At 67.8% G+C, this 21,591-nt stretch carries 20 protein-coding genes; 15 read left to right on the forward strand and 5 right to left on the reverse strand.

The window, feature by feature from the left end:
* Positions 1 to 28 precede the first annotated feature (28 nt).
* From D5084_RS10085 to D5084_RS10100, 4 genes are all read left to right on the forward strand, one after another.
* The gene (locus tag D5084_RS10085; RefSeq protein ID WP_128515362.1) at positions 29 to 2,017 is read left to right on the forward strand and encodes an acetate--CoA ligase family protein; all 1,989 of its coding nucleotides are present in this window, start codon (positions 29 to 31) and stop codon (positions 2,015 to 2,017) included.
* A complete protein-coding gene (locus D5084_RS10090) occupies positions 2,017 to 2,820 on the forward strand; it encodes a carnitinyl-CoA dehydratase (protein ID WP_238382601.1) in 804 nt (267 codons plus the stop codon). Before D5084_RS10085 ends, D5084_RS10090 begins: the two co-directional genes overlap by 1 nt.
* 68 nt (positions 2,821 to 2,888) lie before the next feature.
* Positions 2,889 to 3,359, forward strand: coding sequence for an OsmC family protein (locus D5084_RS10095; protein WP_128515363.1), 471 nt, complete (start codon positions 2,889 to 2,891; stop codon positions 3,357 to 3,359).
* A 156-nt stretch (positions 3,360 to 3,515) separates the two neighbouring features.
* On the forward strand, positions 3,516 to 5,129 hold the full coding sequence (locus D5084_RS10100) for a GMC family oxidoreductase (RefSeq protein ID WP_128515364.1): 1,614 nt from the start codon (positions 3,516 to 3,518) through the stop codon (positions 5,127 to 5,129).
* A 184-nt stretch (positions 5,130 to 5,313) separates the two neighbouring features.
* On the opposite strand, the gene betC is transcribed toward D5084_RS10100, so the two are convergent.
* Complete coding sequence (betC, locus tag D5084_RS10105) at positions 5,314 to 6,816, reverse strand: choline-sulfatase (RefSeq protein WP_128515365.1); 1,503 nt, start codon at positions 6,814 to 6,816, stop codon at positions 5,314 to 5,316.
* An 89-nt stretch (positions 6,817 to 6,905) separates the two neighbouring features.
* Entirely contained in the window at positions 6,906 to 7,718 is an 813-nt protein-coding gene (bhcR, locus tag D5084_RS10110) for an HTH-type transcriptional regulator BhcR (RefSeq protein ID WP_128515366.1), read from the reverse strand.
* Between the two features lie 149 nt (positions 7,719 to 7,867).
* On the opposite strand from bhcR, the gene bhcA reads away from it, so the two are divergent.
* From bhcA to D5084_RS10135, 5 genes are all read left to right on the forward strand, one after another.
* Entirely contained in the window at positions 7,868 to 9,058 is a 1,191-nt protein-coding gene (bhcA, locus tag D5084_RS10115; RefSeq protein ID WP_128515367.1) for an L-aspartate--glyoxylate aminotransferase BhcA, read from the forward strand.
* An 82-nt stretch (positions 9,059 to 9,140) separates the two neighbouring features.
* On the forward strand, positions 9,141 to 10,103 hold the full coding sequence (gene bhcB, locus D5084_RS10120; protein ID WP_435532673.1) for a beta-hydroxyaspartate dehydratase BhcB: 963 nt from the start codon (positions 9,141 to 9,143) through the stop codon (positions 10,101 to 10,103).
* Between the two features lie 4 nt (positions 10,104 to 10,107).
* Positions 10,108 to 11,271 (forward strand): 3-hydroxy-D-aspartate aldolase BhcC, encoded by a 1,164-nt coding sequence (gene bhcC / locus D5084_RS10125; RefSeq protein WP_128515369.1) that lies wholly within the window; start codon positions 10,108 to 10,110, stop codon positions 11,269 to 11,271.
* A gap of 80 nt (positions 11,272 to 11,351) precedes the next feature.
* Entirely contained in the window at positions 11,352 to 12,311 is a 960-nt protein-coding gene (gene bhcD / locus D5084_RS10130) for an iminosuccinate reductase BhcD (protein ID WP_128515370.1), read from the forward strand.
* A 57-nt stretch (positions 12,312 to 12,368) separates the two neighbouring features.
* Positions 12,369 to 12,617, forward strand: a complete 249-nt coding sequence (locus D5084_RS10135) for a DUF167 domain-containing protein (RefSeq protein WP_128515371.1) — start codon at positions 12,369 to 12,371, stop codon at positions 12,615 to 12,617.
* A 127-nt stretch (positions 12,618 to 12,744) separates the two neighbouring features.
* Here the strand turns inward: D5084_RS10135 and D5084_RS10140 are convergent, their stop codons facing one another.
* The 3 genes from D5084_RS10140 to D5084_RS10150 all read right to left on the reverse strand — a co-directional run bounded on the left by D5084_RS10140 (position 12,745) and on the right by D5084_RS10150 (position 16,006).
* The gene (locus D5084_RS10140) at positions 12,745 to 14,232 is read right to left on the reverse strand and encodes a putative bifunctional diguanylate cyclase/phosphodiesterase (protein WP_128515372.1); all 1,488 of its coding nucleotides are present in this window, start codon (positions 14,230 to 14,232) and stop codon (positions 12,745 to 12,747) included.
* A gap of 77 nt (positions 14,233 to 14,309) precedes the next feature.
* Positions 14,310 to 15,191, reverse strand: a complete 882-nt coding sequence (gene ttcA, locus D5084_RS10145; RefSeq protein ID WP_128515373.1) for a tRNA 2-thiocytidine(32) synthetase TtcA — start codon at positions 15,189 to 15,191, stop codon at positions 14,310 to 14,312.
* Between the two features lie 68 nt (positions 15,192 to 15,259).
* Entirely contained in the window at positions 15,260 to 16,006 is a 747-nt protein-coding gene (locus tag D5084_RS10150) for an SDR family NAD(P)-dependent oxidoreductase (RefSeq protein ID WP_128515374.1), read from the reverse strand.
* Between the two features lie 116 nt (positions 16,007 to 16,122).
* Here D5084_RS10150 and argB point away from each other — a divergent pair, with 116 nt between their 5' ends.
* The 6 genes from argB to D5084_RS10180 all read left to right on the forward strand — a co-directional run bounded on the left by argB (position 16,123) and on the right by D5084_RS10180 (position 21,443).
* Positions 16,123 to 17,022 carry an acetylglutamate kinase gene (gene argB / locus D5084_RS10155; protein ID WP_128515375.1) on the forward strand — a complete coding sequence of 300 codons (900 nt, stop codon included), beginning with the start codon at positions 16,123 to 16,125 and terminating at the stop codon, positions 17,020 to 17,022.
* A 141-nt stretch (positions 17,023 to 17,163) separates the two neighbouring features.
* Positions 17,164 to 17,955 (forward strand): sterol desaturase family protein, encoded by a 792-nt coding sequence (locus D5084_RS10160; protein WP_128515376.1) that lies wholly within the window; start codon positions 17,164 to 17,166, stop codon positions 17,953 to 17,955.
* Complete coding sequence (locus D5084_RS10165) at positions 17,895 to 18,584, forward strand: ferredoxin (protein WP_128515377.1); 690 nt, start codon at positions 17,895 to 17,897, stop codon at positions 18,582 to 18,584. Before D5084_RS10160 ends, D5084_RS10165 begins: the two co-directional genes overlap by 61 nt.
* The gene (locus D5084_RS10170; protein WP_128515378.1) at positions 18,581 to 19,084 is read left to right on the forward strand and encodes a SixA phosphatase family protein; all 504 of its coding nucleotides are present in this window, start codon (positions 18,581 to 18,583) and stop codon (positions 19,082 to 19,084) included. Before D5084_RS10165 ends, D5084_RS10170 begins: the two co-directional genes overlap by 4 nt.
* 188 nt (positions 19,085 to 19,272) lie before the next feature.
* On the forward strand, positions 19,273 to 19,932 hold the full coding sequence (locus D5084_RS10175; RefSeq protein WP_128515379.1) for an SDR family NAD(P)-dependent oxidoreductase: 660 nt from the start codon (positions 19,273 to 19,275) through the stop codon (positions 19,930 to 19,932).
* Positions 19,926 to 21,443, forward strand: coding sequence for a cryptochrome/photolyase family protein (locus D5084_RS10180; protein WP_128515380.1), 1,518 nt, complete (start codon positions 19,926 to 19,928; stop codon positions 21,441 to 21,443). The genes D5084_RS10175 and D5084_RS10180 overlap by 7 nt, the downstream gene beginning before the upstream one ends.
* Positions 21,444 to 21,591: the final 148 nt, after the last annotated feature.

The following is a 21,591-nucleotide window of genomic DNA, read 5'->3' on the forward strand; positions in this document are numbered from 1 at the left end:
GGGCTTGTGCCGCAGAGCGGGGCCGCGCATGAGCCGTCTCGACCGCCTTCTCCGCCCGCGCCACATTGCCGTCCTGGGGGCCGGCTGGGCGCTGAACGTGATCGAGCAGTGCCGCAAGATGGGCTTCAAGGGCCCGGTCTGGCCGGTGCATCCGACCAAGGCCGAGATCGGGGGGCTGAAGGCTTATCCAAGCCTCGCCGATCTGCCCGTGGCGCCGGATGCGACCTTCATCGGCGTGAACCGCTTTGCCACCGTCGAGGTCGTGGCCGAGCTTGCGGCGATGGGCGCGGGCGGGGCGATCTGCTTTGCCTCCGGCTGGACCGAGGCGGGCGAGCCGGGGTTGCAGGACAGGCTGGTCGCGGCGGCGGGGGAGATGCCGATTCTGGGGCCGAACTGCTATGGCATCATCAACTACCTGGACGGCGCTCTTCTGTGGCCGGACCAGCACGGTGGGGTTCCGGTGCAGACCGGCGTGGCGCTGGTCAGCCAGTCGTCGAACATCGTCATCAATCTGGGGATGCAGCAGCGGGGGCTGCCGGTGGCCTATGTCGCCTGTCTGGGCAATGCCGCCGTCGTCGGGCTGGCCGAACTGACCGGGGCGCTGCTGGATGACCCTCGCGTGACGGCGGTGGGCCTGTACATCGAGGGGATCGACGATGCCCCGGCCTTTGCTGCGCTGGCGGAGAAGGCGCGGGCGATGGGCAAGGGGGTGGTGGCGATCAAGTCGGGCAAGACCGAAGCCTCGCGCACGGCGGCGGCCTCGCATACTGCCTCGCTGGCGGGTGGGGGGGCGGCGTCTTCGGCCTTCCTGCGCCAGATCGGGGTGGCGGAGGTCAACACGCCCAGCGAGCTGATCGAGACGCTGAAGATCTTCCACGTCCACGGGCCGCAGATCGGGACGCGGCTGTGCAGCCTGTCCTGTTCGGGGGGCGAGGCGGGGCTGGTGGCGGATCTGGCGGCGCCCCATGGGCTGGAGTTCCCTCCGGTGCCTGCCGCCACGCACGACCGGCTGTTCGCGGTGCTGGGCGAGATCCCCACGATCTCCAACCCCTTGGATTACCACACCTTCATCTGGGGCGACGGGCCGAAGACGACCGAGGTGTTCAGCGCGATGCTGGAGGCCTATGACGCGGGGCTCTACATCATCGACACGCCCCGGGCCGACCGCTGCGATCCGTCCAGCTATCAGCCCGCGCTGGAGGCGATCGTGGAGGCGCAAAGGGCGACGGGCAAGCCCGCCTTTCCCGTCGCCTCGATGGCCGAGAACTTCGGCGAGGGCCGGGTGCGGGACATGATGGAACAGGGTGTGTGTGCTCTGCTTGGGCTGGAAACCGCACTGGCGGCGATCCGGGCGGCTCAGACCCCCGCCGGAGTGCCGGGCTGGCGGCCCGTCGTGGCGCTGCCCGCGCGCGAGACGGTGATGCTGAGCGAGGCCGAGGGGAAGGCGCTGCTGGCCGGGGCCGGGGTGCCGGTGCCGGGGGCGGTGACAGGGGCGACGATTGCCGAGGTGGCGGGGAAGGTGCGCTTTGGCGGGCCTTACGTCCTGAAGGGTCTGGGCTTTGCCCACAAGACCGAGGCGGGGGCGGTGCGGCTGGGGCTGACCTCGCTGGAGGATCAGGCCGAGATGCCGGGGGCGACCGGCTATCTGGTCGAGGAGATGGTGACGGGCGCGGTGGCCGAGGTGCTCCTGGGTCTGCGCCGCGATCCGGTCTATGGGGTGACGCTGACACTGGGCATGGGCGGGGTGACGGCGGAGGTGCTGGCCGATACGGTGACGCTGGTGCTGCCGGTGACGGAAGCGCAGGTGCTGGCGGCGGCGCGGGGCCTGCGGCTCTGGCCCCTGCTGGACGGCTATCGCGGGCGGCCGAAGGCGGACATGGGCGCCGTGGCGGCGATGGCGGTGCGGCTGGGGGCGCTGATGCTGGCCGACGACAGCCTTGAGGAAATCGAGATCAATCCGGTCATGGTGCGCGAGACGGGCGCCGTGGCGGTGGATGCACTGGTCAGGAGGGTATGATGCCAGAGATGCAGATGCGAACCGAGGGTCCGATCCTGACCCGGCGCGAGGGGGCGATCCTGGAGGTCACGCTCGACCGGCCCAAGGCCAATGCGATCGACCTTAAGACCAGCCGGATCATGGGGCTGGTGTTCCGCGACTTCCGCGACGACGACTCGCTTCGCGTCTGCATCCTGCGGGCGGCGGGGGAGAAGTTCTTCTGCCCCGGCTGGGACCTGAAGGCGGCGGCCGAGGGCGATGCGGTGGACGGGGATTACGGGGTGGGCGGCTTCGGGGGATTGCAGGAACTGCCGAACCTCAACAAGCCGGTCATCGCGGCGGTGCAGGGCATCTGCTGCGGCGGAGGGCTGGAACTGGCCTTGAGTGCCGACCTGATCCTGTGTTCCAGCAATGCGACCTTCGCCCTGCCGGAAATCCGGTCGGGCACGGTAGCCGATGCCGCCAGCATCAAGCTGCCGAAGCGCATTCCCTGGCATGTGGCGATGGACCTCTTGCTGACCGGGCGCTGGTTCGATGCCGAAGAGGCGTTCCGCTGGGGCCTCATCAAGGAAATCTGCGCGCCGGAGGAGTTGCTGGGGAAGGCCTGGGATCTGGCGCGTCTGCTGGAAAGCGGCCCGCCGCTGGTCTATGCCGCGATCAAGGAGATCGTGCGCGAGGCGGAGAACATGCGCTTTCAGGACGCGCTGAACCGGATCACCAAGCGGCAGTTGCCGACGGTGGACCGGCTGTATTCCAGCGAGGACCAGCTGGAAGGCGCGCGGGCCTTTGCCGAAAAGCGCGATCCGGTCTGGAAGGGGCGGTAGCTCCGCCCCGGCGCACCGGCGGATGGTGCGCTGTCGCGCGTCCTGCGAAAGCTGTCAGCGAGGTTCTCATGCCCACCCACGACTACACCACCCGCATTCTCTGGACCGGCAACCGGGGCGAGGGGACGGCGCATTACAAGGCCTATGACCGGACCTGGGATATCGCCGTGCCGGGAAAGGCCGTGGTGCACTGTTCGAACGATCCGCTTCTGGGCGGGGACCCCGCGAAGATGAACCCCGAGGACCTTTTGCTGTCGGCGCTCTCGGCCTGCCACATGCTGTGGTATCTGCACTATGCCTCGGACGCCGGGATCGTGGTCATGGGCTATTCCGATATCCCGGTCGGCGTGGGCGAGGTCGGGCGCGGCGGGGCGGGGCGGTTCGTCAAGGTGACCTTGCGGCCGCATGTCGTGGTGGCGGCGGGGACCGATCTTGCAAGGGCCGAGGCGATCCACCACCGCATCCACGAGGTCTGTTTCATCGCCCGGTCGGTGAACTTTCCGGTGGACCATGCGCCGACCTTCGAGGTCATTGACTGACCGCGCGTCGATGACTGCGTCACTCCGCGCCGGGCGCCCCGCGAGGCGGAGGCGAAGTCGAACGACGTGCAGCCGGCCGCGACATCCGGTGTCGCAAACCGGACGGTTCCGGGGCGTCGCCGCCGCTAGGGTCGCGACGGTTCCCCGGGGGGTGGCATGGACGAGACCGATTACATCATCGTGGGCGCGGGTTCGGCGGGTTGCGTGCTGGCCGACCGGCTGACGGCTTCGGGCAGGCACCGGGTCACGGTGCTGGAGGCGGGCGGATCGGACCGGCGGTTCTATGTCCAGCTGCCCCTGGGTTATGGCAAGTTGTTCTACGATCCGGCGGTGAACTGGCTTTACCGGACCGAGCCCGACCCCGGTCTGGCAGGCGCGCGGGACCACTGGCCGCGCGGCAAGATTCTGGGCGGGTCCTCCAGCATCAACGCGATGGTCTGGATCCGGGGGCATCGCGCGGATTACGAGGACTGGGGGCGAGAAAACCCCGGCTGGGGCTGGGACGACTGCCTGGCGGCCTACCGGGCGCTGGAGGATACCGAGGCAGGAGCCGATGCCTGGCGCGGCAAGGGCGGGCCCCTGTTCATTTCCGCCAACCGCTCGGGGCTGCATCCCCTGGTGCCGTCCTATATCGCGGCCTGCAGGCAGGCGGGGCTGGCAGAGACGGCGGATTTCAACGGCGCAGAGCAGGAAGGCGCCGGGGTCTACCAGATGACGATCAAGGGCGCGCGGCGGAACTCGGCCGCGCGGGCCTTCCTGCGGCCGGCGATGAAGCGGGCGAACCTGCGCGTGGTGACGCGGGCGCTGGTCACGCGAGTGCTGATCGAGGGCGGGCGGGCCGTTGGGGTGGAGTATCGCCGGGGCGGCGAGACACGGATTCTGCGCGCGCGGGCCGAGGTGATCCTCGCGGGGGGCGCGATCAACTCGCCGCAGCTGTTGCAGCTGTCGGGGATCGGGCCGGGCGGGCTGTTGCAGGGCCTGGGGATTCCCGTTGTGCGGGACAACCCGAACGTGGGCGATCACCTCAGCGATCATCAGGGGCTCAACTACACCTGGTCGATGAAGGTGCCGACCTACAATGACGAGCTGCGCCCCTGGTGGGGCAAGCTGCGCGCGGGCTTGCAGTATTTCATCGGCGGGGGCGGGCCGCTGGCCAAGTCGATCAACCACGGGGGCGGGTTCTTCCGGACGCGACCGGACCTCGACCGGCCGAACATGCAGCTGTATTTCCAGGCGTTCTCGACCCTTATCCCGCGTGAGGGCGAGCGGCCGCTGTTGACGCCGGATCCCTGGTCGGGGATGTCGATCGGGCTGTCGAACTGCCGACCGACCAGCCGGGGGCACATCCGGCTGCGCACGGCGCGGCCCGAGGATCATCCGGTCATCACCGCGAATGCGTTTTCGACCGACAACGACGTCGAAGAGATGCTGGCGGCGGTGAAGTTCCTGCGCCACATCGCCGCGCAACCGGCGCTGGCCCGGCTGATCAAGGAAGAGCTGCGTCCGGGGCCGCAGGTGGTGACGGACGATCAGCTTGTCGCCGATTTCCGCGCGCGGTCGGGGACGGTGTACCACCCGAGCTGCACCTGCCGGATGGGCCCCGATCCCGCCTCCTCGGTGGTGGACGCGGGGCTGCGGGTGCATGGGGTGGGGGCGCTGCGGGTGATCGACGCGAGCGCTTTTCCCAACATCATCGCGGGAAACACCAATGCGCCTGCGATCCTGATGGGCTGGAAGGGCGCCGAGCGGGTCCTGGCCGACGCGCGGTGATCTGCGACGGGAGAGCCGTCCTTGGGGCATCGAGCCCCGCGGACGGCGCTGCCGCGGAGGGAATGCCGGCCGGTCGTCCCTGAGGCGGCGGTGGAGCCTCCGGCGGGAGTATTTCAGGAAAAGAGCAAATCATGCCGGCTTGCTCTTTTCACAAATACTCATCTTGCGACCCCGGGAGAGAAGGTCATTCCCCGCGTGGGAAGCGCTTCTGGTCTTCCAGCACGTTCAGGTCCATGTGGTTGCGCATGTAGCGTTCGCTGGCCGCGCGAAGCGGCTGGTAGTCCCAGGGGTAATAGCCGCCCTGGCGCAGCGCCTGATAGACCACCCGGCGCCGGGCCTGGCTTTCGCGGACCTGGGCGTCATAGGCGGCGAGGTCCCAGCGGTCGTCGGCAAGCCTGCGGAAATGGGCGAGGATTTCGGCGGCACGGCGGTCCTGCGCGAGGTTCACCGTCTCGCCCGGGTCGTTGGCCACGTCGAACAGGAGTTCCGGGTCCGCCGGACAGCGGATGTATTTCCAGGCGCCTTCCCGCAGGGCGACCATGGGCGTGATGCTGCCCTCGGCGGCGTATTCCATCGCCACGGGGCCGCGCGGGGCGCCGTTTGCGACGGGGATCAGGTTCACGCCCTCGGTCCAGGGCATGACCTCGTCCATCGAGATGCCCGCCAGCGCCGCAAGCGTGGGGGCGAGGTCGATGGAGCTGACCGGTGTATCGATCCGTCCCGCGGGCATTTCCGGCGCGGCGATCATCAAGGGCACCCGCGCCGAGCCTTCGAAGAAGGTCATCTTGAACCACAGGCCCTTGTCGCCCAGCATCTCGCCGTGGTCCGACAGGAAGACGATGTGCGCCTTCTGGCGGGTGGCCTCGAGGACTGCGAGAATCTCGCCGATCTTTTCGTCGATGTAGGAAATGTTGGCGAAATAGGCGCGGCGGGCGCGGCGGATGTGGTCGGGCGTGATGGTGAAGTTGCGCCAGTCGCAGGCGTCCATCAGGCGTCGGGAATGGGGGTCCATGTCGTCGTAGGCGACGGGCTTTGGCGGTTCGCATTCGGGGGCGCGTTCGTAGAGGTCCCAGTACTTGCGGCGGGCGACGAAGGGGTCGTGCGGATGGGTGAAGCTGACGGTCAGCGCCCAGGGGCGGGGGTCGGCCCCGCGCGAGAGGTCGTAGAGTTTCTGCACCGCCTGGAAGGCCACGTCGTCGTCGTATTCGTACTGGTTGGTGATCTCGGCCACCCCGGCGCCTGTCACCGAGCCGAGGTTGTGATACCACCAGTCGATCCTCTCGCCCGGCTTGCGGTAGTCGGGCGTCCAGCCGAAATCGGCGGGGTAGATGTCGGTTGTCAGGCGTTGTTCAAAGCCGTGCAGCTGGTCGGGGCCGACGAAGTGCATCTTGCCGCTGAGCGTGGTCTGATAGCCCGCGCGGCGCAGGTGGTGGGCGTAGGTGGGGATGTCGGACGCAAACTCGGCGGCGTTGTCGTAGACGCGGGTGCGGCTGGGCAGCTGGCCCGACATGAAGCTGGCCCGCGCCGGGGCGCAGAGGGGAGAGGCGGTGTAGCAGTTCGCGAACCGGGTGGAGCGCGCGGCGAGGCGTTTCAGGTTCGGGGTATGCAGGAAGTCGGCGGGTCCGTCGGGGAAGAGCGTGCCGTTCAGCTGATCGACCATGAAGATCAGGAGGTTGGGCTTGGTCATCGGGGCTCTCCTTCCCTGCGTTTTCCTGCCTGTCTAGCCGGACGGAGGGCCGGGTCTGGCCCCCGACCGACAGGCCCCTGTCGAAAGCGTCACGCGGGTTGGGTGCCTCCGGTGGCTTCCGTCACCTGATCCGCCGCCGCCCGGACCAGAGCGCCGATCCGGGTTGCGTCCGACAGCCCCATGCGGAAGGCGGGGCCGGAGACGGAGAGGCCTGCCACCGGCTCGCCATGCGCGTTGAAGATGGGCGCGGCGACGCAGCGCATCCCCTCGGCGCGTTCCTGATCGTCGATGGCAAAGCCCCGGTCGCGGGTGCGGCTGAGGTCGCGCAGAAGGGCGCTTTCGCTGGTGAGCGTCAGGGAGGTGAACTTCTCCAGCCCCTTGCGGGCGAGGATTCCGCGTGTCTTTTCCTCGGGATACCAGGCCAGAAGCGCCTTGCCGATGCCGCTGGAGTGCATGGGCGCGCGGGTGCCGGGGGGGAAGAAGGCGCGGATCGCCTCGTAGGTTTCGACCTGGGCGACGAAGAAGACCTCGTCCTTGACCTCGATCCCGAGGTTCGCAGTTTCGCCGGTTTCGCGCATGAGCTGGTCCATCGGCTGGCGCGCGCGTTCCACGACCTTGGTGCGGCGCAGGAAGGCGGAGCCGACGCGGAAGGCGCCGGGGCCGATGTGCCAGAACTGGCCGGGCTCGTCGACCTCGACCATGCCGTGGCCTTGCAGGGTGACAAGGGCGCGGAAGACGGTGGCGATGGCTTCGCCCGTCTCCTCGGCGATTTCCGAGAGTGTGCGGCCGGGGTTCTGCGCGACATGAGTCAGGATGTCGAGCCCCCGGTCGAGGGCCTGCACCGTGTTCTGGTCGGTCTTGTCGTTGAACGCCTTCGGCCGGCCGCGGGGTTTCTGGGCCATCAGGGGCCTCCTGTTCGTGAAAAATCGCAAGGCATTGACCGGATTGAGGAATAGCATGGAACTGTGACAATGAAAAATCTTTTCGAAAAAATTGTGCGGATTGGTCGCAGGGCGTAGCCTTTGTGGGCGATCTTTCAGGGAGTTGCCCGATGTCGATGCAGAACCCGGTTTTCATTCCCGGCCCGACGAACATCCCCGATTCGGTGCGGAAGGCCTGCGACATGGCCACTCTGGACCACCGCTCGCCCGCCTTTGCGAGGCTGTTCAAGCCTGCGGTGGAGGGGGTGCGGCGGGTTCTGCGGATGGATCGGGGCGAGGTCATCCTGATCCCCTCGACCGGGACCGGGGGCTGGGAGGCAGCGGTGACGAACACCCTCTCGCCGGGGGATACGGTGCTGGCGGCCCGGTTCGGCATGTTCAGCCACCGCTGGATCGACCTGTGTCAGCGGCACAAGCTGGATGTCGAGATCGTCGAGGCCCCCTGGGGCGAGGGCGCGCCGCTGGCGGCGATCGAAAAGGCGCTGCGGGCCGACACGGGGCATCGCATCAAGGCGGTGCTGGCCACCCACAACGAGACGGCGACGGGCGTGAAGTCGAACATCGCGGGCATCCGGGCCGCGATGGATGCGGCGGGGCATCCGGCGATGCTGTTCGTCGATGGCGTGTCGTCGATTGCCTCGATGCCCTTCGATTTCGCGGGCTGGGGCGTGGATATCGCGGTCGCCGGGAGCCAGAAGGGCTTCATGCTGCCGGCGGGGCTGGCGATCCTGGGGGTGTCACCGAAAGCGATTGCAGCGATGGAAACAGCGCGGTTGCCGCGAACCTTCTTCGATTTCAAGGACATGCTGACCTCATACGCGCGGGGCGGCTATCCCTACACGCCGGCGGTCGGTCTGATCGCGGGTCTGGCGCATTCCATCGATTTGCTGGAGAGCGAGGGGCTGGACAATGTCCATGCCCGACACCATCGGCTGGCCGAAGGAGTGCGCCGGGCGGTCTTTGCCTGGGGGATGACGCCCTTTGCGGCCTCTCCCGACCTTTATTCCGATACGGTGACAGCGGTGAGAGTGCCGCAGGGCTGCGACGGGACGGCCTTGGTCCAATTGGCCGCGTCGAAATACGGCATGGCCTTCGGCGTGGGTCTTGGCGAGGTTGCAGGCAAGGTGTTCCGCATCGGGCATCTGGGGATGCTGACCGAGGCGATGGTGCTGTCCGGGCTGGCCGTGGCCGAGATGTGCATGGCCGATCTGGGCTGGCCGGTGACGCTGGGGTCCGGCGTGGCGGCGGCGCAGGAGTATTATCGCGGCACGGTTCCGGCCCTGGCGCTGGCGGCGGAATAAGAGGCCAAGACTTTTCGAAAAGTCTTGCAAAATCCTTCGAAGGATTTTGGTGCCAAACGGAAAGGTCAGGAAAATGAAGGACATGAACGGACTTGTGATCCCCACCTACGACGACATGCTGGCCGCGCATGAGCGCATCCGCCCGCATGTCCGGCTGACCCCGGTGCGGACCTCGGACTATCTGAACGAGCTTGCCGGCTGCGAGCTGTTCTTCAAATGCGAGAACTTTCAGGAGCCGGGCGCCTTCAAGGTGCGGGGGGCGACGAATGCCGTCTTCGGCCTCAGCGACGAGCAGGCGAAACGGGGCGTCGCCACCCATTCCTCGGGCAACCACGCCTCTTGCCTGTCCTATGCGGCCATGTTGCGCGGCATTCCCTGCAACGTGGTGATGCCGCGCACCGCGCCGCAGGCGAAGAAGGACACGGTGCGGCGCTATGGCGGAGTCATCACCGAATGCGACCCCTCGACCACCAGCCGCGAGGCGACCTTTGCCGAGGTGCAGGCGCGCACGGGCGGCGATTTCGTGCATCCCTACAACGACCCCCGCGTGATCGCCGGACAAGGCACCTGTTCGCGCGAGTTCATGGAACAGACCGGGGGTCTTGACATTGTGGTGGCCCCCATTGGCGGGGGCGGCATGATCTCGGGCACCTGTCTCACGCTGGCGACGCTGGCGCCCGAGACCAGAGTGATCGCGGCGGAACCGGAGCAGGCCGATGACGCCTATCGCAGCTTCAAGGCCGGGCATATCATCGCCGACGACGCGCCGAAAACCATCGCCGACGGGTTGCTGGTGCCGCTGAAGGACCTGACCTGGCACTTCGTGTCGAACCATGTGAGCGAGATCTACACGGCCTCGGAAGCCGAGATCATCGATGCGATGAAGCTGACCTGGAAACACCTGCGGGTGGTGATGGAGCCTTCGAGCGCGGTGCCCCTGGCGGTGGTCCTGAAGAACCGCGCGGCCTTCCGGGGCAAGCGGGTGGGCATCATCATCACCGGCGGCAACGTCGATCTGGACAAACTTCCCTGGATGAAAGGCTGAGGCCATGAACAAGCATGCGGAATTCGAAGGCTACGAGGTCGGCTATGACATACCGGCGGTGCCGGGGATGGACGAGAAGGACATCCAGACGCCCTGCCTGATCCTCGACCTCGACGCGCTGGAGCGCAATATCGTCAAGATGGGCAACTATGCGAAGGCGCACGGGATGCGGCACCGGGTGCACGGCAAGATGCACAAGTCGGTCGATGTGGCCAGACTGCAAGAGAGGCTCGGCGGCGCGGTCGGCGTCTGCTGTCAGAAGGTGTCAGAGGCCGAGGTCTTTGCCCGCGGTGGCATCAGGGACGTGCTGGTGTCGAACCAGGTTCGCGATCCGGCCAAGATCGACCGTCTGGCGCGGCTGCCCAGGCTGGGGGCGCGGACCATCGTCTGCGTGGACGATGTCGCGAACGTGGCGGACCTGTCGGCGGCGGCGGTGCGGCATGGCACCGAGATCGAGGTCTTTGTCGAGATCGACTGCGGCGCGGGACGCTGCGGTGTCCGGACGCCCGAGGAGGTGGTGACCATCGCCAAGGCCGTCGCGGCGGCGCCGGGGCTGAAGTTCACCGGCATCCAGGCCTATCAGGGTGCCATGCAGCACATGGACAAGTACGAGGACCGGAAGGCCAAGCTGGACGCGGCGATTGCTCAGGTGAAGGGCTGCGTGGACGCGCTGACGGCCGCGGGGCTGAAGCCGGAGCTGGTGTCGGGCGGGGGGACCGGGTCTTACTATTTCGAAAGCAATTCAGGGGTTTACAACGAACTTCAGTGCGGCAGCTACGCTTTCATGGACGCGGACTATGGCCGCATCCTGGACAAGGACGGCAACCGGATCGACCGCGGCGAATGGGAGAATGCACTGTTCATCCTGACATCCGTGATGAGCCATGTGAAGGCCGACAAGGCGATCTGCGATGCGGGGCTGAAGGCGCAGTCGGTGGACAGCGGGTTGCCGGTGATCTTCGGGCGCGAGGACGTGAAATACGTCAAGTGCAGCGACGAACACGGGGTGATCGACGATCCCCTGGGCGTGCTCAAGGTCGGCGACAAGCTGAAGCTGGTGCCCGGTCACTGCGACCCGACCTGCAACGTGCACGACTGGTATGTCGGGGTGCGGAAAGGAAAGGTCGAAACTGTCTGGCCGGTCTCGGCGCGGGGCAAGGCGTACTAGCTCTTTCCCTTCCCCGATATCCCACGGGGGTCCGGGGGTGTGAAACCCCCGGTCCGACGCCTGCCGCAAAGGACCGTCCCATGCTCATCGTTCCCGAGACCCTGATCGCCTCGCTGGTCACCGCCGAAGACGCCTTCCGCGCGGTCGAGGCCTGTTTTGCCGCGATGGCGCGGGGGGAGGCCTGCAATTTCCCCGTCGTGCGCGAGGCGCTGGGCGAGGGACGGCAGTATGGTTTCAAGTCGGGTCTGGACCGGGCCGCAGGGCAGTTGGGGGTGAAGGCCGGGGGCTATTTCCCCGGCAATGCCGCGAAGGGGATGATCAACCACCAGTCGTCGGTGTTTCTCTTCGATCCCGAGACAGGGCGGCCGGTGGCGATGGTGGGCGGCAACCTGCTGACCGCGTTGCGCACTGCGGCCGCCTCGGCCATCGCGATAGACCGGTTGGCGCGCCCCGACGCGCGGGTGCTGGGCATTGTCGGTGCCGGGCATCAGGCGGGGTTCCAGCTGCGGGCGGCGGCGCGGGTGCGGCGGTTCGAGAGGGTGATCGCCTGGAACCTGCACCCCGAGATGCTGCCCAACGTCGGGGCCGTCGCGGCAGACCTTGGCCTGCCGTTCGAGGCCGTGGACCTGCCCCGGATGCGCGAGGCCGAGGTGATCGTGACCATCACCTCCTCGCCTGTGGCCAGCCTGATGGCCGCGCATGTCGCGCCGGGCACGCATCTGTCCTGCATGGGGACCGATACCAGGGGCAAGCAGGAGGCAGACCCGGCGCTGGTGGCGGGGGCTTCGGTCTTCACTGACGAGGTGGCACAATCGGTGACCATCGGCGAAGCGCAACATGCCGTGGCAGCGGGAACGCTGGACGCTTCGGCCATCGTGCCCCTGGGCGAGGTTCTGATCGGCAGACATCCGGGGCGGCAGACGGCGACGGAGATCACGCTGTTCGACGGGACCGGCGTCGGGTTGCAGGACCTGGCCGTGGCGGCGGTCGCCGTGCAGCGGGCGCGCGAGCGCGGGTTGGGCATCGAGGTCGGGGTATAGGGCGTCCGGACCGTCATGATGCTTGTCCCGTGACGTGCCTTGGTGCATGTCCGCAGGATGACCGACCTTTCCGATCTGGCCCGCGAGGGGGCTACCATTGCCGTGCGGGTGACGCCGAATGCCCGTCAGCCGGGGATCGATCGCCGGGATGGACAGATCCTGATCCGCGTCAGTGAACCCCCCGAGGCGGGCCGCGCCACCGAAGCGGCCCGTGTGGCGCTGGCCAGAGCGATGGGCGTGGCCAAGTCGCGACTGACCCTGGTGCGCGGTGCGACCTCGCGGGAAAAGCTGTTCCGACTGGATTGACCGGCCCGGATCATGCCGATCCCGATCAGGCCGAGGCAAAGCGAAGCGAGGCGGGGCAGGGCGATGAGACCGGGCAGGCGGGTTGGCCAGATGGGGGAGCTGCCCTGTGCCCCTGCCGGGCCGTCGTCTATCGCGCCCGCACGCCGATCCGAAGCGCCTCGGCGTGCTTTTCGCGGTGCGCGGCAAGCCAGGTGGCAAGATCCTCGGCCGGCATCGGCTTTGCGATGACATAGCCCTGGACATGGCCGCAGCCAAGCTGGGCGAGGAGCGCATGTTCCCCGGGGGTCTCTACCCCTTCGGCCAGGGTCTCGAGCCCCAGGCGTTCGGCCAGCGACAGGATGGCGGTAATCAGGTTCTGCTGGTCGCGGTTCTGGTCGACATTCTGGACAAAACTGCGGTCGATCTTCAGCCGGTTCAGCGCAAAGCGCCGGATCGTGGTGATCGAGGCATGTCCGGTGCCGAAATCGTCCAGATCCACCCCGCAGCCCATGGCGGCAATCCGGCCGATGTTCGAGGCGATGATGTCTTCACCCTCTCCGGCGACGACCGATTCCAGCACTTCGACAGTCAGCCGCGAGGGGGCCAGGCCAAAACGATCCAGCGTCCAGCCCAGCCGTTCCGGCAGATAGGGGTCGCGCAGTTCCCGGGCCGAGAAATTCACCGCGACTGTCGGGATTCTCAGGCCCGTGCGGTCGAACTCTGCCAGGACGGCCAGCGACTGGGTCAACATGGTCTGGCCCAGAAGCTCCATCAGGTCAGAGCCTTCGATGGCAGGCAGGAAGGCCCCCGGCATCAGACAGCCGCGTTCGGGATGCATCCAGCGGGCCAGAGCCTCGATCCCGGTCACCTCGCCGCTGTCGGTCGACACCTGGGGCTGGAACCAGGCCCGCACCTCGCCCCGGTCGACGGCACCGGCAAAGTCGGCGCGCAGGGCGTCGCGGTCGGCCCGGGCCTGTGCCAGGTCCGCAGAATAGCCACGGATCGCGCCCGGGCGGCAGGACGCTGCCTCATCCCCGGCGACCTGTGCGGCGTCGAGGAGCGCGCGGCCACTGGGCTGGGCCAGTTGCATGGACGTGCAGAAGCCGACGGAACACGTCACCTGCACCGGCCCCGAAGCCAGCGTGACCGGCTGCTGCGCCACAAGCTGCAGCCGCGCCGCGATGCGGACCATGATTTCCAGGTCAAGCCGGGGCGCGGCAGCCAGGACCACGGCAAGGCTGCCGTCTTCCAGTGTGTAAAGCAGATCGCCCGGGCGAAGTGCCCCGCGCAGGCGGGCAACGCAGGCCGCAAGCACCTCGCTTTGCCGGGCGCGACCCAGCCGGTCGCACAGATGGGCGGCATCGTCGAACTGGATGACAAGGCAGCCGGTCGATCCGCCCCGGGCCCGGGTTTCGGCAAGAATCGCGTCCAGCCGGGCGATGACCTGATCGCTGACGGCGCCGGGATCGACCACACCCGGTTTGCGAGCCAGGGCCAGCACGGCCAGAGGCAGCGCGGCGGCCAGCACGGCAAGCGCGGCTTCGCCCCCCACCCGGTAGGCGCCGAAGGCAATCAGCGGCAACAGCGCCAGGATCTGCCAGGTGTGATGAGCCAGCCGTTGCAGCGCGAAAGTCATGCCAAGTGCCCCCGGAGAGGCGGGCCGGTTGCCCGCGTTTCGGAGGTCAGGCTAGGCGGATGTTCCTGATCAGTTCCTTAACGCTCATCCGAAAGTTGCGAAGAATTTTCGCTATCTTCCGGCGCGGGTCCGGCGCCAGCGGCCGCCAGCGCGGCAAAGTCGAAGAGGTCCGGGTCGGCCAGATGCGAGGGCCGCACGTTCATCAGCGCGCGGAACATGATCTGCCTGCGGCCCGGGGTGCGGGTCTCCCACTCGTCCAGAAGCCGCTTGACCTGCGCGCGCTGCAAGCCTTCCTGGCTGCCGCAAAGGTCGCAAGGGATGATCGGATAGCCCATCGCGCGGGCGAAATGGTCGCAATCGGCCTCGGAGACAAAGGCGAGCGGGCGGGCGACGAAAAGATCGCCGTCCTCGTTCAGAAGCCGCGGCGGCATCGAGGCGAGCCGGCCGCCGTGGAAGAGGTTCATGAAGAAGGTCTCGAGGATGTCGTCGCGGTGGTGGCCGAGGACCACGGTCGAACAGCCTTCTTCCCGGGCGATCCGGTAAAGATTTCCGCGCCTCAGGCGGGAGCAGAGCGAACACATCGTGCCGCCCGGCTTGATCTTGTCGATGACCACGGAATAGGTGTCCTGGTATTCGATCCGATGCGGCACGCCCATCTTCGTGAGGAACTCGGGCAGGACGGTCGCCGGAAAATTCGGCTGGCCCTGGTCGAGGTTGCAGGCCAGAAGGTCCACCGGCAGCAGGCCGCGCCATTTCAGCTCGTGCAGGATGGCGAGCAGCGTGTAGCTGTCCTTGCCGCCCGAGAGGCAGACGAGCCAGCGTTCCCCGGCCCGCGCCATGCCGTAGGTGTCGATCGCCTCGCGCACCTGTTGCACAAGGCGTTTGCGCAGCTTGCGGAACTCCAACCCCTTGGGGGCGCCGTGGAACAGCGGGTGGATGTCGTCGGTATCGTCAAGCATCTTGGGCCTCGCCGGGATGCGCCCTTATGCCAGAGCGGCGCGGGGCGTGCAAAGGCCGAGCCGCCCGGTCAGACGTGCTGGGCGCCGTTTACCTCGATCTCGGCGCCGGAGATGTAGCTCGACTGGTCGGAACAGAGGAACCAGATCACATCGGCCACCTCCTTCGGCTGGCCCAGGCGGCGCAGCGGCAGTTGTTCCACGATCTTCTCGGTGCCGGGCGAGAGGATTGCGGTCTCGACCTCTCCTGGAGCGATGGCGTTGACGCGGACGCCCAGGGGCCCGAAATCATGGGCCATTTCCCGCGTCAGGGCGGCCAGCGCGGCCTTGGACGTGGCATAGGCGGCACCCGCGAAGGGGTGGACGCGGACCCCGGCGATGGAGGTGACGTTGACGATGCTGCCCTTCGCGGCGGTCAATTCGTCCTTCAACCCCCGGGCCAGGATGACGGGGGCGAAGAAGTTGACGTGGAAGACATGGCCCCAGGTGCGCAGGTCGGTCGTCATGGTGTTCAGCCGCGCGCCGCCGGGGCCCTTGGGGCTGATTCCGGCGTTGTTCACGAGGGCATGGATTCGCCCGTCGACCTTGGCCTTGATCGTCTCGATCGCCGCGATGGTCTTGTTCGGGTCGGCCAGGTCGATCTCGATATGGTTCTCCTCGCCCCCCGGCCAGGGGCAACGGGGGTCGAAGGGCTGGCGCGAGCAGGTGAGGACCCGCCAACCCTCGGCCGAAAAGCGCTTGACGGTGGCATGGCCGATCCCGCGACTGGCGCCGGTCAGGACAAGCGTCTTCTGTTCGGGGGGCGTATGCTCGGACATCGGGGTCTCCTTTCGCGCACAGGCTACGCGAGGCTGCGGGGAAGGCAAGGCTTGGCCGATAAGGCTTGGCGGGGGGGCGGAAAAGGCTTATGCGGCGCGAAAGCATGGAGGTCCCGATGAAGCAGCAGACCCTGACCGCCGAGGATGCCAGGACGACCGCGAAGATGCTGTCCGAGGCGCTGCCCTATCTGCAACGGTTCGAGGATGCGGTGGTGGTCGTCAAGTTCGGCGGCAATGCCATGGGCGACGATGCGGCGATGGCCGAGTTCGCCCGCGACATCGTGCTGATGAAGCAGGTCGGCGTGCATCCCGTCGTGGTGCACGGCGGCGGGCCGATGATCAACGAAATGCTTGAAAAACTTGGGATCAAGTCCGAGTTCGTCCGTGGCAAGCGGGTGACGGACAAGGCCACGGTTCAGGTGGTGGAGATGATCCTGTCGGGCCTCGTGAACAAGCGGATCGTGCAGGCGATCATGGATGCGGGCGGCCGCGCAGTGGGCATTTCCGGCAAGGACGACGACCTGATGGTCTGCGAGGCGGACGACCCGGAACTGGGCTATGTCGGCCGCCCGGTCGAGATGAACGTGCAGGTGCTGCGCGACCTTTACAAGGCAGGCATCATTCCCGTCGTTGCCCCCGTGGCGACGGGGATGAAGGACAACGAGACCTTCAACGTGAACGGCGACACCGCGGCAGGCGCGATCGCGGGGGCCTTGAAGGCGGACCGGCTGCTGCTTCTGACCGATGTGCCGGGGGTGAAGGATGCGAACGGGCAGGTGATGACCCAGATCACCCCGGACGAGATCCGCCGGATGATCGCCGAGGGGGTGATCTCGGGGGGCATGATCCCCAAGACCGAGACCGCGCTGATGGCCATCGAGCAGGGGACGCGGGCGGTGACGATCCTGGACGGCAAGGTGCCGAACGCCTGCCTTCTGGAGCTGTTCACCGACCATGGCGCGGGCAGCCAGATCCGAAGCACGGAGCCGCGGATCAAGCCGCATGTGCGGCGGTAGGCGTCCGCCGGGTTAACCAGCCGAGACGGCTGGGTTTTGGGCGTATTCCCTGCGTCCGCACCGCGTATTCGTTCCATGAATACGCGCGCGCGCGGCCCAGGTTCTTTGCCATTCGCCGCGAATCGCGTCTATAGCTTCGGGATGGAGACCGAACTTCTTTGGCGTGGCGGGGTGTTCCTGACGCTTCTTGCCCTGTTCGCGGGGCTGGAGGCTGTCGCTCCACGCCGCGTCCGAAGCCTGTCCCGTTGGCGGCGCTGGACGACGAACCTTGCGATCACCATGCTGAACGCGGTCGCGCTGCGCGGGCTGGCGGTGCTGCTGCCGCTGCTGGCCATCGGGGCCGCGCTGGACGCCGAGGCGCAGGGCTGGGGCCTGTTCAACCGGCTGGACTGGCCGGCCTGGGTCGAGATCGTGCTGGCGGTCCTTGTCCTTGACCTTGCCATCTGGGCGCAGCATCTGGTGACGCACAAGGTGCCCCTGTTCTGGCGGTTCCACCGGGTTCACCATGCCGACCGCGACATGGACGTGACCACGGGATTCCGGTTTCACCCGGTGGAGATCCTGGCCTCGATGGGGCTGAAGATCGGGTTGGTCTATCTGCTGGGGCCGTCGGCGCTGGCGGTGCTGGTGTTCGAGATCCTGCTCAGCGGGACGGCGTTGTTCAACCATTCCAACCTCGCGATGCCGGGGTGGCTGGACCGGGTGCTGCGGCAGGTGCTGGTGACGCCCGACATGCACCGGGTGCACCATTCGGTCCACCGCGCCGAGCATGACAGCAATTACGGCTTCTGCCTGTCGCTCTGGGACCGGATTTTCCGCACCTATGTGCCAGAACCGAAGGCAGGGCATGACGCGATGACCGTGGGGCTGGAATGGCAGGACGAGAGACCGGCAAGGCTGGGTTGGGCGCTGGGCCTGCCCTTCCGGCGCTAGAGGCGCGGTTGGCCGAGGAACGGCTGGAGGTTCTGGGTGGCTTCGCGGTGGCCGAGGGCGAAGAGGGGTTTCCGGCGGGGACGCGGACGCTCTTGATGCTGGGGCCGAAGGAGCCGGGGTTCTGGTCGCATCTGACGGCGCAGCCGGAATGGGATGGCGGACCGGACCCGGTGGATCGCTGGTCGCGCCGGGTGATCGGGCGGATCGCCTGCGATCTGGGGGCAAAGGCGCTGTTTCCCTTCGGCGGGCCGCCGTATCACCCCTTCTACCGCTGGGCGCTGCGCACGGGGCGGGTCTGGGAAAGCCCGGTCAGGCTGCTGGTGCATTCCGGGCAGGGGCTGATGGTCAGCTTTCGCGGCGCGCTGGCGCTGCGGGAGGCGGTCGAGGTGCCGCCCCCGGTGGAGAAGCCCTGCGAGGGCTGCACGGCACCCTGCCTGAGCGCCTGCCCGACGGGGGCGCTGACCGAGGCAGGCTATGACCTGCCCTCCTGCCATGCCTGGCTGGACCGGGCAGAGGGGGCGGAGTGCATGGGCGGCGGCTGCCTTGTGCGCCGCGCTTGCCCGGTGTCGCAGTCCTATGCAAGACTGCCCGAACAGTCGGCCTATCACATGAGGCAGTTCCACAGATGAAGCGGTTGATCCTGACGCGGCACGCGAAATCCTCGTGGGACGATCCGCTGACCCCCGACCATGACCGCCCGCTGAACGAGCGCGGCAAGGCGGCGGCGGCGGACCTGGGGCAATGGCTGGCCAGCCGCGACTATGTGCCGGGGGAGGTTCTGTGTTCCGACGCGCTGCGGACGCGCAAGACCTTTTCCGGGATCGCGCCTGCGCTGCCGGGCGCGCCGGTGCTGGAATTGAAACCCGCGCTCTATCACGCGGGGCCGGATGTGATGATGGCGGTGCTGCGCCATGCGAAGGCCGATGTGGTGATGATGATCGGCCACAACCCCGGCATCGCCGAGTTCGCCGCGCGTCTGGTGGCGCATCCGCCCGCGAACCCGGAGTTCGCCCGCTATCCGACGGGGGCGACGCTGGTCGCGGATTTCGATGTGGCGGACTGGGGGCAGGTGACGTTCGGATCGGGCGTCACGGTGGATTTCATCGTCCCGCGCGAGATCGTCGTCTGAAAGGACCGACTGACGGGGGAGCCGCCTCGGGGGGCATCGAGCCCCCGCTCGGCGGCGCATCCGCGGAAGGATGTCGGGCCTTGCATGGGGTGATGCGGCAGAGCCTCCGGCGGGAGTATTTGCGAAAAGAGCAAGCCATGGTCGCGCGCGGGCGGGGCGCTATCTTATGCCTCTGATCTGGAGGTGCGATGCGGGCATTGGTGATAGGGGCGTCGGGCGGCATCGGCCGGGCGCTGGTAGTGGCGCTGCGGGCGCGGGGCGAGGTTGTCGGGCTGTCGCGGTCGGGCGACGGGCTGGAGGTGACGGACGAGGGATCGGTTGCGGCGGCGCTGGGGGCCTTGGAGCCGGGGTTCGATCTGGTGGTGGTGGCGACGGGGGCGCTGGTCATCGGCGGGGTCGGGCCGGAGAAGACGCTGCGTGCGGTGACGGCCGAGGGGCTGGCGGCGCAGTTCGCGGTGAACGCGGTGGGGCCTGCGCTGGTGATGAAGCATGCGCTGCGGCTGATGCCCCGGGACCGGGTGGCGCGGCTGGCGGTGCTGTCGGCGCGGGTGGGGTCGATCGGGGATAATGCTCTGGGCGGCTGGTATGGCTATCGGGCGGCGAAGGCGGCGTTGAACCAGTTGCTGCGGACGGCGGCGGTGGAGGCGAAGCGGACGCATCCGCAGTCGGTCTTGGTGGCCCTGCATCCGGGCACGGTGGAAACGGGCCTGGCCCCTGCCTTGCGGGCGGGGCATCCGGCCGTGGCGCCCGAGGTGGCGGCGGGCAACCTGTTGCGGGTGCTGGAGGGGTTGGGGCCGGAGCAATCGGGCGGGTTCTACGACTGGAAGGGCGAGGTCGTGCCGTGGTGAGGCTGGTCCTGGTCCTTGGGGATCAGCTGACGCGGGACGTGGCGGCCCTGCGGGCGGCGGACCCGGCGCGCGACGTGGTGGTGATGGCGGAGGTGATGGCGGAGGGGACGAGCGTGCCCCACCATCCGCAGAAGATCGTGCTGATCCTGGCGGCGATGCGGAAGTTCGCGGCGGCGCTTGCGGTCGAGGGCTGGCGGGTTGCCTATTCGCGGCTGGATGATCCGGTGAACAGCCAGTCGATTTCGGGGGAGCTTCTGCGGCGGGCGGCGGAGTTCGGGGCGGCGGAAGTGCTGGCGACGAAGCCGGGGGAGTGGCGGGTGCTGCGGGATTTGCAGGAGCTGCCGGTGCGGGTGCTGGAGGATGACCGGTTCCTCTGTTCCGAGGCGGAGTTCTTCGCCTGGGCCGAGGGCCGCAAGCAGCTGCGGATGGAGTGGTTCTACCGCGAGATGCGGCGGAAGACCGGGCTCATGATGGAGGGGGACCAGCCTGCGGGCGGTCAGTGGAATTTCGACCACGAGAACCGGAAGGCGGCGAAGGCGGGCCTCTTGCGGCCCCGGCCCCGGGATTTCGCACCGGATCCGGTGGTGGAGGAGGTGCTTTCGCTGGTGGAGGCGCGGTTTTCCCATTTCGGGAAGGCGCGGCCGTTCCGCTGGGCGACGGACCGGGCGGGGGCCTTGGCGGCGCTGCGCGAGTTCGTCGCGGAGCGCTTGCCCCGGTTCGGCGAGGAGCAGGATGCGATGCTGGAAGGGGAGGCGTTCCTCTCTCACGCGGTGATCTCGCCCTACCTCAACATCGGGCTTCTGGGGCCGATGGAGGTGTGCCGGGCCGTCGAGGCGGCGTGGCAGGCGGGCCGCGTGCCGATCGCGGCGGCGGAGGGGTTCATCCGGCAGGTGATCGGCTGGCGGGAATATGTGCGGGGGATCTGGGCGCTGAAGGGACCTGCCTATCTGGAGGGGAACGCCCTGGGGCATGTCCGGGCGCTGCCGGGGGCCTACTGGGGCGGAGAGACGCGGATGGCCTGCATGAAGGCGGCAGTCGGGCAGACGCGGGACCTGGGCTATGCCCACCATATCCAGCGGCTGATGGTGACGGGGAATTTCGCCTTGCTGGCGGGGGTGGACCCGGCGGCGGTGCATCGGTGGTATCTGTCGGTCTATGTCGATGCCTTCGAATGGGTGGAGGCTCCGAATACCCTGGGGATGAGCCAGTTCGCGGATGGGGGGGTGCTGGGGTCGAAGCCTTACGTTTCGTCGGGGGCCTATATCGACCGGATGTCGGACTACTGCGGGGGCTGTGCCTATCGGGTGAAGGAGAAGGTGGGGGAGAGGGCGTGCCCGTTCAACCTGCTCTACTGGCACTTCCTGGACCGGCATCGGCAGCGGTTCAGGGGCAACCGCCGGATGGGGCAGATGTACCGGGTCTGGGATGGGATGGAGGCAGGCCACAGGGAGGCGGTGCTGGCGGGGGCGGAGGGGGTGCTGGCGCGGCTGGACCGGGGGGAGGTCGTGTGAGTTCGCCGCGCGCGGCGCGGTTTTCGGGGTGAGGGATTTCAAGGGGTTGGCTGCGGGCGTTTACGGATGGTTAACTCAAGTTCCAAGTGCAACGGTTGTTGGTGTTTTTTCGAGTTCCTCGGCGAGGGCCTGTGCTGGTGTTTTCCAG

It is taken from the genome of Tabrizicola thermarum (assembly GCF_003574395.1).
Taxonomy (GTDB): Bacteria; Pseudomonadota; Alphaproteobacteria; order Rhodobacterales; family Rhodobacteraceae; genus Tabrizicola; species Tabrizicola thermarum.